The 12,037-nt window shown below is 40.7% G+C and carries 10 protein-coding genes and 1 pseudogene; 9 read left to right on the top strand and 2 right to left on the bottom strand.

Annotation, left to right across the window (positions count from 1 at the left end; all coding sequences use genetic code 11):
- Nucleotides 1-409 precede the first annotated feature (409 nt).
- Together AC11ZT_RS06025 and AC11ZT_RS06020 are read right to left on the bottom strand one after the other, a co-directional pair.
- On the bottom strand, nucleotides 410-1,348 hold the full coding sequence (locus tag AC11ZT_RS06025) for an LCP family protein (protein WP_484058734.1): 939 nt from the start codon (nucleotides 1,346-1,348) through the stop codon (nucleotides 410-412).
- 47 nt (nucleotides 1,349-1,395) lie between these two features.
- On the bottom strand, nucleotides 1,396-2,034 hold the full coding sequence (locus tag AC11ZT_RS06020; protein WP_484058733.1) for a YigZ family protein: 639 nt from the start codon (nucleotides 2,032-2,034) through the stop codon (nucleotides 1,396-1,398).
- A 337-nt stretch (nucleotides 2,035-2,371) separates the two neighbouring features.
- Here AC11ZT_RS06020 and AC11ZT_RS06015 point away from each other — a divergent pair, with 337 nt between their 5' ends.
- From AC11ZT_RS06015 to AC11ZT_RS05975, 9 genes and pseudogenes are all read left to right on the top strand, one after another.
- A complete protein-coding gene (locus AC11ZT_RS06015; protein ID WP_484058732.1) occupies nucleotides 2,372-3,214 on the top strand; it encodes a DegV family protein in 843 nt (280 codons plus the stop codon).
- A gap of 141 nt (nucleotides 3,215-3,355) precedes the next feature.
- A complete protein-coding gene (locus AC11ZT_RS06010) occupies nucleotides 3,356-3,676 on the top strand; it encodes a winged helix-turn-helix transcriptional regulator (protein ID WP_379970490.1) in 321 nt (106 codons plus the stop codon).
- A gap of 292 nt (nucleotides 3,677-3,968) precedes the next feature.
- Nucleotides 3,969-5,120 (top strand): C40 family peptidase, encoded by a 1,152-nt coding sequence (locus tag AC11ZT_RS06005; protein WP_484058731.1) that lies wholly within the window; start codon nucleotides 3,969-3,971, stop codon nucleotides 5,118-5,120.
- Nucleotides 5,121-5,256: 136 nt separating this feature from the next.
- The gene (locus AC11ZT_RS06000) at nucleotides 5,257-6,621 is read left to right on the top strand and encodes an ATP-dependent helicase ComFA (RefSeq protein WP_484058730.1); all 1,365 of its coding nucleotides are present in this window, start codon (nucleotides 5,257-5,259) and stop codon (nucleotides 6,619-6,621) included.
- Entirely contained in the window at nucleotides 6,618-7,325 is a 708-nt protein-coding gene (locus tag AC11ZT_RS05995; RefSeq protein ID WP_484058729.1) for a ComF family protein, read from the top strand. Before AC11ZT_RS06000 ends, AC11ZT_RS05995 begins: the two co-directional genes overlap by 4 nt.
- 129 nt (nucleotides 7,326-7,454) lie before the next feature.
- Nucleotides 7,455-7,652 (top strand): cold-shock protein CspD, encoded by a 198-nt coding sequence (gene cspD / locus AC11ZT_RS05990; protein ID WP_379970486.1) that lies wholly within the window; start codon nucleotides 7,455-7,457, stop codon nucleotides 7,650-7,652.
- Between the two features lie 313 nt (nucleotides 7,653-7,965).
- Entirely contained in the window at nucleotides 7,966-8,496 is a 531-nt protein-coding gene (hpf, locus tag AC11ZT_RS05985; protein ID WP_484058728.1) for a ribosome hibernation-promoting factor, HPF/YfiA family, read from the top strand.
- A gap of 171 nt (nucleotides 8,497-8,667) precedes the next feature.
- Nucleotides 8,668-11,184, top strand: coding sequence for a preprotein translocase subunit SecA (gene secA, locus AC11ZT_RS05980; protein ID WP_484058727.1), 2,517 nt, complete (start codon nucleotides 8,668-8,670; stop codon nucleotides 11,182-11,184).
- Nucleotides 11,185-11,299: 115 nt separating this feature from the next.
- A pseudogene (locus tag AC11ZT_RS05975) lies at nucleotides 11,300-12,037 on the top strand (PCRF domain-containing protein); the annotation flags it as partial.

Here is a 12,037-nt window from a genome sequence, read left to right as displayed (position 1 = left end):
GTAACAAAAGAGCACCGATTGTACCCGCACGTGTGGAAAAAAGATGCGAGCGGTAACAAAAGAGCTCCGATTGTACCCGCACGTGTGGAAAAAAGGATGCGAGCGGTCACAAAAGAGCACCGATTGTACTCGCACGTGTGGAAAAAGGATGCGAGCAGTAACAAAATGCCCGTACAGATATGTTACCAATGCACCTATTTTTCGAAGTCCATGCTTTTTCAGTGCCTTCGACCTAATGGGCAGTCATTTATACTGTAGGGGAAAAAATAAAGGCGGTTTCCACCAATTTAACGGCGGTTCCAGAAGAAATAACGGCGGAATGACCAAGTTTAACGGCGGCATCCTCCCTATGTGTAACTCCCGTCATGTCCCATAACAAAACCTCCCAACCAGTTGGTGAGAGGCTTCGTCATAGCTCTAAGCTTTGCATAAGTAGGTTGTGTATGTCACTAACACTTTTGGAATCTGGTGCGAAGTAGTAGGTGCCATTGATGGTTTCGTCCTTGCCTTGAAGGGTAAGGGTTGAAATGGCGGATGTATCGAATCCGGCGAATTTTTGGTATAGGGCGAGTCCGTCGTTTATGTCGATGTCCGTTTTTATGTTATCTCCGATTGCTTTCGCTACATCATTGATTTTAAATACGGAGCTAGGTGAGCTAAGTTTGCTTACGACTGCGGCTAGCATTTGGCGTTGGCGTTTGGTGCGTCCGAAGTCACCGCTTGGGTCTTCCTTTCTCATGCGAACGTAGGCGAGTGCTTCTTCCCCGTTTAGCTGCTGCGGCCCTTTTGTAAATTGGATTTCTTTATACCAATTGACGTCGGAGCGTTCTTTAAAATTGAATGGAACATCTACAGTTACACCATTCACGGCGTTTACAATTTCTTTGAATCCCTTGAAGTCGATTTTGATGTAATGGTCAACAGGTACGTTTAGAAATTGTTCGACGGTTTCAATTGCCATTTTTTCGCCGCCGTAGGCATGGGCCGCATTTAATTTATCTTTCGTATTACGTCCTGCTAAGGTTACGCGGGAATCACGAGGTAGGCTAACCATCGTGACCTGTTTTGTATTCGGATTAACGGTGAGAAAAATGAGTGAATCCGTTCTGCCATTTTCTCCATTCGTTGCATAGTCTTCAATTCCCATTACGAGAACGCTAAATGGTTTTTTCGTCAAATCTACATTAACTGCGCGTAGATTGGATTTATCTCGTTTAAAGCCGCTATATATATGTAGAAGTGAGGAGTAGGAGCTAAAGGCGTAATAGCCGATCGAGAGAAACACGAGCATGAAAAGACTCACGATTACGACTCTGCGTCTTCTCCGTTTGATCCGTTTTCGCTGCATCAAGTACTCATGACGATCTATCTTACATACCTCCTTTTTTGAATATGTTAATTTTCTGCCTCTTCTTCCAAATATAACATATTCCCTTCTGCAATGCTCGCCCTCCCATTGGTGAGCTCCGTCATCCATTCTTTGAATTGCTGCTTCTGTGTTTCCTCGACATATGTTTCAAAGATAACATCCTCTACGTAATGAATTTCCTTTAGTTTATAGGGAGATTGGCGTAGTTCATTTTCTACTTTTCCAAGCAGGGTATAATCTATTTTGGAGTTCATCACTTGCATGAGAATCCGATTGACAATCCCGGCGGCCGAGATTCCTTCACTAACGCTTTTTCCATAGGCACGGATGAGACCGCCTCCGCCTAATTTAATGCCTCCAAAATAGCGAGTCACTACAACAACCGTATCCTTTAAGTGTTTCTTTTTTAATACCTCTAGCATTGGTACACCGGCTGTGCCAGAGGGTTCTCCGTCGTCATGTGCTTTTTGAATTTGATCATTTTCCCCGATTAAATAAGCGGAGCAGTTGTGCGTTGCATTCCAGTTTTTCTTTTTAATCATTTGGATGAAAGCAAGTGCCTCTTCTTCTGTCTGGGCACGATTGACATAGCAAATAAACCGAGATTTCTGTATGATAATTTCGTGCTCCGTATATTCTTTTACAGTGCGATATTGTGGTAGCAAAGATAGCACACTCCTATTTATAAAAAGTATATTTTTTTATTGAATCGTATTATGGTAGAATAAAATATTGTTCCGAATCGATCCTATGTATCCCAACATAATGGGAAGTTCACCTTATCCCGCATTAACGGGCAGTAAGACCCCAATTTCAAGGCTTTAGAAAATCAGGCAAAGTGGGGGTCTAACTGCCCATAAAAGCCCGATTGGTTCAACTAACCATCAGTGGGGGATGAAGAGAACCCCCACTGATGGAAGTTTCACTTTATTGTAACGTGAAGAGTGCTGTAGGAAAAGGTTTCAAGATAAAAACTACTATTTTGTAAAGGATGATATTGATATGAGAATTGCGGTTGTCACGGATAGTACAGCTTATATACCGCTCCAAGAACGGGAACAGCTTGATATACATATGATTCCGCTAAATGTGACATTTGGAGATGCCTCGTATCAAGAAGAAGTAGACATGATGCCGGATCAATTTTATGCGAGGGTGCGAGAGGAAGAAGAGCTTCCGAAAACGTCTCAGCCAGCGATCGGGTCATTTATCGAATTGTTTGAAGGATTAGCGAAAGAGTATGATGCCATAATAAGTATTCATTTATCGAGCGGTATTAGCGGAACGTATCAAACGGCAACAACGGTCGGCGATATGATAGAATCGGCAAAGGTATACACATTCGATTCTGAAATAAGCTGTTATGTACAAGGGTTTTATGCAATTGAAGCCGCTAATATGGCAAAAAGCGGGAAATCCCCTGAGGAAATTATCGCTCGTTTGGAAGAAATGAAAGAGTCGGTTGAAGCATACTTTATAGTGGATGATTTGAATCATTTACATCGCGGCGGACGGTTGAACGGAGCGGCTGCATTTGTTGGGAGCTTATTGCAAGTAAAGCCAATCTTGTATTTCCAAGATAAAGTGATTATTCCGTTTGAAAAAATTCGCACACGAAAAAAGGCGCGCAAACGTATTATGGATTTATTTCATGAACGAGCAAGTCAAGGTTTACCAATGAGGGCAGTTGTAATTCACGCGAATTGTGAGGAAGAAGCAAAAGAATGGAAGCAAGAAATTCAACAATTGTATCCGAATGTTGAAGTAAGCCTTAGTTATTTTGGAGCAGTCATTGGAACCCATCTAGGAGAAGGGGCTATTGGCTTTGGATGGTATAAAAAATAATATTCCCGCCATTATTTTATGTATTTTTCCTCGAAATGAGGGTACTTTCTAATAGTAATATTTACAATTTGTTAATAATATAATCTATACCACTTACTTTTTATAAGAAACTATAATATAATAAAGAAGAGGTGACGAAGCATGGAAAATAATCCGTCGTTATGCCCGAAATTTGAATCTGCGTTTTCTCTTCTTAGTAAGAAGTGGACAGGTTTAATCATTCAAACGTTATTGCAGGGACCCCAGCGTTTTCGCGAAATAGCTGATATTATACCCAACATGAGTGATCGTATGCTATCAGAACGTTTAAAGGAATTAGAAAGCGAAGGAATTGTCATTCGCACTGTCTATCCAGAAGTGCCTGTTCGCATTGAGTATACACTTACACAAAAAGGAAAATCGCTGGAGAGTGTTATGCAGGAAGTGCAAAAATGGGCAGATGAATGGGTGACGAAAAAGTAAAACGTCCCCATTTATGCAAGGTGTAAACCATTCTTTTTCGCAAAAAAAGTCAGCTTCTTCGAATGATTCGAAGGAAGCTGGCTTTTTTTGTTAACAAGCTGAAAACATGGTTAATTGTCGCTAAATCCATACATTTTATTATCTAAATCTACATATTTTTACATAGTTCGTATGTATTCAACAAAGTTTTTGTGCATAGTGTTACATTTATTTTACAAGTATGTAACAACAAAAAAAGGTACTGAAAATTATGATATAAATTAAGGGGGAAAAGGAAGGTGTGAAAAGGAATATGAAAAAGGTGAAAGCTGCAACATGTGTTCTCGCAGCAGGTTTAATGGTATTTTCAACAGCTGGTTTAAATGCATATGCTGCGCCAAGTGCTACTGAAATTCAAGCTACTTTACATACACAACAACAACAACAAGCTGATCTTCAAAAGCAAATGGACGAGCTTAAGAAAACTATTCAAGACTTGCAAAATTCAATTCAAGACAACGAAAAGAAACTTACAGACACGAAAAACAGTATTACTGAAACCCAAAAGCAAATTCAAGATTTAACAATTAAAATTAACCAACTAGAAGAGATTATTCAAAAGCGTCAAGGGATTATTAAAAATCGTCTTAAGAGCATGCAAGAACAACCTACTTCCAACATGGTAACAGATGTAATTGTTAACGCAAAGAGTTTCGCTGATTTATTAGATCGTATTAGTAATGTTGGTCTAGTTTTGCAATCTGATAAAGATTTATTGGATGCACAGCAACGAGATCAAGATCAAGTAAAAGTTCAGCGCGAAGAAATTGTGAAAAAGAATGCAGAATTGCAAGCATTCATGGCTGATCTTGAAAAAACAAACAACCAGCTTTCGGATGAACGTTCTAAGAAACAACAAACGTGGAATGATTTGAATGATAAATTCCAAAAGCTAATTAATGATATTTCAAGCTCTCAAACGCAATTATCAGCAGCTCAAACACAGGCATTAGAACAATCATCACAATTTTTACAACGTACGTCAGCAGACCCAACACCTCAACCTACTCCTGCAGCAATTGCACAAACTGTTGCATCATCTAAATCAGCTGGCGCATCTAACGGCGGCGTTGTTGGAAAAGCAATGCAATATTTAGGTGTACCATATGTATTTGGCGGTGCATCTCCTAGTGGATTCGATTGCAGTGGCTTTATTTCATACGTTTATGGAATAGGACGTCAAGATGTAAATGGCTATTGGGGCAGTGTATCTCACATTAGTGGAAGCAGCTTGCAACCTGGTGATCTTGTATTCTTCCAAAATACGTATAAGGCTGGTCCATCTCACATGGGTATTTACATTGGAAACGGACAAATGGTTCATGCTGGTGATGCCGGAATCGAAGTTTCTAGTTTAAGTAATTCATACAACCAATCTCATTTCTTGGGATACGGTAGATTTTAAAATTTAATCTTTCACCTTTTAAAAACTTGAAACAAAGTCGGTAGCTTACAGATTTCTATGTAAGTTATCGGCTTTTTTAGCGTTTTACAAAAAATGGGTAAGGCCGTATACTTCCTGTAAAAAGGGAGGGATGCATATGAAGCACGAGCTTCAGCTCATGCTTGCAGGGAGGAGGTTGTTGTTTACAGAACTCTCGGTTTCTCGTAAAACAGTAGAGGAAAATCGGGAGCATTTGCGAATGGAGAAGGCAATCTTACGACAAAGTAATAAGTATCAATGTATTCGTTGCGGGAATAAAAAGCCGCATCTGTTTGCCTATACGCCTTGCTTCCGTTGTAAAAAGGAATGCATCTATTGCCGTAACTGCGTTGGGATGGGAAGAATGTGTGAGTGCTCTGAACTCATAAGTTGGTCAGGTCCTGTTGGTAGAAACATGTATCCGTCATCCATGCTACAGTGGGAAGGAACCTTGTCGGAAGGTCAATCCTTGGCTTCTACTTCTGTTAAGGATGCAATCGTAAGGAGAGAAAACCGTCTCGTTTGGGCCGTATGCGGGGCTGGAAAAACCGAAGTCCTGTTTGCAGGCATTGATGCTGCTTTGCAGCGGGGAGACAGGGTCTGTATTACTACTCCGCGAACAGATGTTGTCCTTGAACTTGCACCGCGCTTTCAAAAGGTATTTCCCGTCCTTTCTGTCATAGCGCTATATGGAGGGAGCCCTGATCTTGGGAAATCATCCCCGCTTACCATTGCGACTACTCATCAATTGCTTCGCTATTACCGTGCGTTCGATACGATTATTATTGATGAAGTGGATGCATTTCCGTATTCCGTTGATGCATCCTTGCAATATGCGGTAACAATGGCAAAGGCAGATCATGCTTCGCTCATCTATTTGACAGCAACGCCAAGCGAAGCAATGAAAAAACAGGTTCATCGCTCGGAACTACAGGCTGCCATGATTCCGGCACGCTATCACCGACATCCTATACCGGTACCAACGTTTGTTTGGTGTGGCAACTGGAAGGGGAAGATTAAGCATGGTAAGATGCCTGCAGTCGTTTGGAACTGGATTATGTCACATCTCACTGCATCCCGTCCTGTTTTTCTATTTGTCCCTCGAATTTCGTATATCGCCCCTTTAGCTACAAGCTTACAAACCGTAGATACTCGTATTACAGGTGTTCATGCACAAGACCGTGACCGAAAGGAGAAGGTAGCTTCCTTTCGAAACGGCGATATTCCTCTCCTTGTTACTTCGACAATTTTAGAAAGAGGTGTGACAGTGACAAATTTACAAGTAGCGGTGCTAGGAGCAGAAGAGGATATATTTACAGAATCGGCGCTCGTTCAAATTGCTGGTAGAGTTGGCCGGAGCGCAGAGTATCCAACTGGTGATGTTCGTTTCTTCCACTGCGGGAAGACGGAGGCGATGGTTGCAGCAAGAAAGCATATTCAATCGATGAATAAACGAGCGAAGCAGATGGGATGGATACGATGAAGTATTGTGTCATATGTTTTCGTCCACTTGGTCTTGGAGATAGCTGGTTCTCATTCGTGTTTCCGAAATATCAAGTGCCTTTATGTGAGGAATGCCAAGGAAAACTTGAGCCCATTCACGGAGAAATATGCGCGAAATGTGGACGTCCGATGGAAGGAATCAATCAAGTGTATAAGCGCGGCACTATATGTTTAGATTGCCATACGTGGCAGGAGCATGGTGACGTTCTTGCTTGTAACCGCTCCGTTTATGTATACAATGAATTCATGAAGGAACTGATGGCGCTGTTTAAGTTTCGCGGGGATGTCTTGCTAGCAGAAGCTTTTTCTGCCCCGTTTCAAGCAGCATATAAGGATCACTTTTCCTCGTATGCTGTCATGCCAATACCACTAAGTAGGGCTCGGCACCATGAGCGAGGATTTAATCAGGCGCATGTACTGGCGAATTTGCTACAAGTGCCCGTGCATACGAATGTAATCATTCGCACGCATACAGAAAAACAGAGTAAAAAAACAAGATACGAGCGGATTATGTCTGCCTCTCCATTTTCCATTTCTTCAGCAACTCTCCCTTGTGAACGAATTGTCCTAATTGATGATGTTTACACAACCGGTGCAACGGTGCGGCAAGCGGCTAAATTACTGTATAGTAAGGGAGCTTTGCAGGTGGCATCTCTTACGTTAGTAAGGTCTACCGGAGAATAAATAACATCTTTTTTTGTGTCGAATATTTAATAAAAAAGGCGATAAAACTTCTTTGACTTTTCCTCTTTTTATCCGTTATATTCAAATTATGGGAAATCCATAAGTATATGATCGAAGGGAATGGAATGAATGGAAGGAAAAGTAAAATGGTTTAACTCTGAAAAAGGCTTTGGTTTTATTGAACGTGAAGACGGGGATGACGTTTTTGTTCATTTTTCAGCTATTATGCAAGATGGTTATAAGTCGTTAGAAGAAGGACAAGCCGTTAAATTTGACATTGTAGAAGGCGCTCGCGGACCACAAGCTGCAAATGTAACAAAGCTATAATCGACGATTTACTAAAAATCGCTGATCGTATATAGGAAAGAAATAATTATGGACCTTTTGACGATGTCAGAGGTTTTTTTTATTCTTCCTAAATACGTTTCTTTTGATCCTGTAACAAAGTATTCACAGCTAAGGTATGTTTTCAATGTGAATCTAGGGTAAACTAATTATAAAGAAAGCGATTTCTTTTCTACAAAATCCGATAAAAAAATGAGAAAATTACAATTTTTTCGTCGAATTAGGAAGGAAACCGAGTTCTTTGCACAGAATATATGGTACATAGTTTTGAAAGTTTGAAAGGAGGAGTTCACCTATGAAATATAGCATTCGTGGTGAAAACATTGAAGTAACTCCAGCATTAAAGGAATATGTAGAAAAGAAACTAGGTAAGCTTGAACGTTACTTTGATACATTTCCAGAAATAAAAGTGAATTTGAGAGTATATTCTGACAAGCAACGGGTAGAAGTTACGATCCCATTTCCAGACTTAATGCTTCGTGCAGAAGAAACTCATAATGATATGTATGCGTCTATCGATTTAGTAGTCGATAAATTAGAAAGACAAATTCGTAAACATAAAACAAAAGTAAACCGTAAAATACGTGAAAAAACAGCGTTTGCAACAACGGCAGCACCTGTTCAAACGTTGGAAGTTTCCGAAGATGAAATTGAATTAGTTCGTACGAAACGATTCGATTTAAAACCGATGGATGCAGAGGAAGCAATCCTGCAAATGAATATGCTTGGACATAACTTCTTTGTATTTACGAACGCTACTACAAACGAAACAAGCGTTGTGTATACACGTCGTGATGGAAAATACGGCTTAATTGAAACAAAATAAAGTAAAACCAAACAGGAGCGTAGCCTTTAGGCTACGCTTTTTGCGTGCATGAAGGATAGTTGTCATATTAATATGCAGAGTGTTACAATTGTACATAGGTCTGTTCCACTATCGATTGTAACTGTATCTGACGATTTTTTTATATATTTATACAAAGAGGAGCGTATCGCCATGATTGGTATTTTAAAAAAGGTGTTTGATGGGAATCAACGCCAAATTAACCGTATGCAAAAGACGGTAGATCAGGTAGAAGCGTTAAGTGAGCAAATGGCTGCTTTAACGAATGAACAATTACAAGCGAAAACGCCTGAATTCAAAGAGCGCTACGAAAAAGGTGAAACGTTAGACGACTTGCTTCCTGAAGCCTATGCAGTTGTTCGTGAAGCTGCAACCCGTGTTCTTGGACTACGTCCATTCCCTGTGCAAATTATGGGGGCAATTGCACTCCATGAAGGGAACATCTCTGAGATGAAAACAGGGGAAGGGAAAACATTAACTTCCACCTTACCGGTATACTTAAATGCATTAACAGGTAAGGGTGTTCATGTTGTTACTGTCAATGAATACTTGGCACAGCGTGATGCAAAGGAAATGGGACAGCTTCATGAATTTCTTGGACTGAAGGTAGGCTTGAATTTAAATAGCATGTCTCGGGAAGAAAAACAACAAGCGTACGCAGCCGATATTACGTATAGTACAAACAATGAACTTGGATTCGATTATTTACGTGATAATATGGTACTTTACAAAGAACAACGTGTTCAACGTCCTCTTTACTATGCGGTAATCGATGAAGTCGATAGTATTTTAATTGATGAAGCAAGAACCCCTCTTATTATTTCTGGTCAAGCTCAAAAATCAGCGGATTTGTATAAATTTGCGAATGCCTTTATTCGTACCTTACGCAATGAAACGGATTATACGTTCGATGTGAAAACAAAGAATGTAATGTTAACAGAAGAGGGAATTAACAAGGCTGAAACAGCATTTCACATAGATAATTTATTCGATCTAAAGCATGTTACCTTGTTGCACCATGTGAACCAAGCCTTGCGTGCGCATGTCGTGATGCACTTAGATATTGATTATGTTGTGCAAGAAGGCGAAATTGTGATCGTTGACCAATTTACGGGTCGTTTAATGAAAGGTCGTCGCTATAGTGAAGGGCTGCATCAAGCCATTGAAGCGAAGGAAGGCGTCGAAATTCAAAATGAAAGTATGACGCTTGCAACGATTACGTTCCAAAACTACTTCCGTATGTATGAAAAACTATCTGGTATGACAGGTACAGCAAAAACGGAAGAAGAAGAATTCCGTAATATCTACAATATGACGGTTCTTGTCATTCCAACGAATCAAGCGATTGCTCGTGATGATCGCCCTGACTTAATTTTCAAAACGATGGAAGGAAAATTCAACGCTGTCGTAAATGACATTGTAGAACGCCATCAAAATGGGCAACCGGTTCTAGTCGGGACGGTAGCGATTGAAACATCAGAGCTTATTTCTAGAATGTTAATTCGTAAAGGTGTTAAGCATAATATTTTGAATGCCAAGAACCATGCTCGCGAAGCAGAAATTATCGCAGATGCAGGGCAAAAGGGCGCAGTGACCATTGCAACGAACATGGCCGGTCGTGGTACGGATATTAAACTTGGTGAAGGAGTCACGAATGTTGGCGGTCTTGCGGTTATAGGTACGGAACGTCATGAAAGCAGACGGATTGACAATCAGCTACGCGGACGTTCAGGTCGTCAAGGAGATCCAGGGGTAACGCAATTTTATCTTTCCATGGAAGATGAATTAATGCGTCGGTTCGGTGCTGATAATATGAAAGCAATGATGGATCGTCTCGGCATGGATGATTCACAGCCAATTGAAAGTAAAATGGTCTCTCGCGCTGTAGAATCTGCCCAAAAACGGGTGGAAGGAAATAACTACGATGCACGTAAGCAATTGCTTCAGTATGATGATGTATTACGTCAACAGCGTGAGGTTATCTATAAGCAGCGCCAAGATGTACTAGAATCCGAAAACCTTCGCGAAATTATTGAAGGAATGATGAAAGGTACTGTGCAACGTGCTGTCTCTGCACATACGAATAATGAATTAGAAGAAGATTGGAATATAAAAGAGTTGATCGATTACTTAGAAGCATCTGTTTTAGAGGAAAAGGATGTAACAGAGGAAGAGCTTCGCCGCCTTGATCCAGAAGAAATGAACGAGCTTATTCTATCTAAAGTAACCGAGCATTATAACGAGAAGGAACAACAGCTTCCAGATGAACAAATGCGTGAGTTCGAAAAAGTTGTTGTACTTCGTGTGGTGGATACGAAATGGATGGATCATATCGATGCAATGGAACGCTTGCGTGAAGGAATTCACCTCCGTGCATATGGACAAATCGACCCGCTTCGTGAATACCAAATGGAAGGCTTTGCGATGTTCGAAGCGATGATTACTTCCATTGAAGAAGAAATTTCTCGCTATATTATGAAGGCGCAAATAGAAAGCAATCTCCAACGTGAAGAAGTAATTCAAGGAGAAGCGGTTCATCCGGTAGATGACGGCGGAGGCGAAGAAGTAAAGCGCAAACCAGTCGTGAAGGGTGAACAAGTGGGACGGAATGATCCATGTCCTTGTGGTAGCGGCAAAAAGTATAAAAACTGTCACGGTGCCATGCAATAACAGTGTACGGTTGAAACAAAACCCGATAAAGTAGAAAAATATGTGACTTTCATGCACTCTCTCTGCTAAAGTGGAGGGAGTTTGCATTGTTTATAACGAAATAGGAGTGACGATAATGGAATTATTTGAAATTAGACAAGAGCTTGAAAAAACGGCTAAGCGTTTAGCTGACTTTAGGGGGTCTCTTTGACCTCGCTCATAAGCAATCTCGCGTAACTGAGCTCGAAGAAACAATGGCTGATCCAACATTTTGGGATGATCAAAACGGCGCACAAACGATTATTAATGAATTAAATGAAATTCGAGATATGGTAAATACGTATACGAAGCTTAGTGACACCTATGATAATCTAGAGCTTACGTACGAGCTAGTTAAAGAAGAATATGACGAAGATTTTAAGAATGATCTAGAGACGGAAGTACAGGACCTCGTAGCCGAAATGAATACCTTTGAGCTACAACTGCTTTTATCAGGCCCGTATGATAAGAGCAATGCAATTCTGGAATTGCATCCAGGTGCAGGCGGAACTGAATCACAGGACTGGGGATCCATGCTGCTTCGTATGTATACTCGTTGGGCTGAGAAAAAAGGATTTAAAGTAGAAACGCTTGATTACTTGCCTGGAGACGAAGCAGGTATTAAAAGTGTAACCTTACTCATTAAGGGGCATAATGCCTACGGCTATTTACGTGCAGAAAAAGGAATTCACAGACTTGTACGTATTTCTCCGTTTGATTCTGCAGGCCGTCGCCATACTTCCTTCGTATCGATTGAAGTAATGCCTGAAATGGACGACAATCTTGATATTGAAATTCGGAATGAGGATATTAAGATGGATACGTACCGTGCGAG

This window comes from Ectobacillus sp. (assembly GCF_056992975.1).
This window is presented reverse-complemented; position numbering and strand designations above follow the sequence as displayed.

What these genes read in the sequence shown, in the direction of transcription:
- AC11ZT_RS06025 (WP_484058734.1), bottom strand. Translation starts at nt 1,348, where the DNA reads ATGCAGCGAAAACGGATCAAACGGAGAAGACGCAGAGTCGTAATCGTG.
- AC11ZT_RS06015 (WP_484058732.1), top strand. Translation starts at nt 2,372, where the DNA reads ATGAGAATTGCGGTTGTCACGGATAGTACAGCTTATATACCGCTCCAA.
- AC11ZT_RS06010 (WP_379970490.1), top strand. Translation starts at nt 3,356, where the DNA reads ATGGAAAATAATCCGTCGTTATGCCCGAAATTTGAATCTGCGTTTTCT.
- AC11ZT_RS06005 (WP_484058731.1), top strand. Translation starts at nt 3,969, where the DNA reads ATGAAAAAGGTGAAAGCTGCAACATGTGTTCTCGCAGCAGGTTTAATG.
- AC11ZT_RS06000 (WP_484058730.1), top strand. Translation starts at nt 5,257, where the DNA reads ATGAAGCACGAGCTTCAGCTCATGCTTGCAGGGAGGAGGTTGTTGTTT.
- AC11ZT_RS05995 (WP_484058729.1), top strand. Translation starts at nt 6,618, where the DNA reads ATGAAGTATTGTGTCATATGTTTTCGTCCACTTGGTCTTGGAGATAGC.
- cspD (WP_379970486.1), top strand. Translation starts at nt 7,455, where the DNA reads ATGGAAGGAAAAGTAAAATGGTTTAACTCTGAAAAAGGCTTTGGTTTT.
- hpf (WP_484058728.1), top strand. Translation starts at nt 7,966, where the DNA reads ATGAAATATAGCATTCGTGGTGAAAACATTGAAGTAACTCCAGCATTA.
- secA (WP_484058727.1), top strand. Translation starts at nt 8,668, where the DNA reads ATGATTGGTATTTTAAAAAAGGTGTTTGATGGGAATCAACGCCAAATT.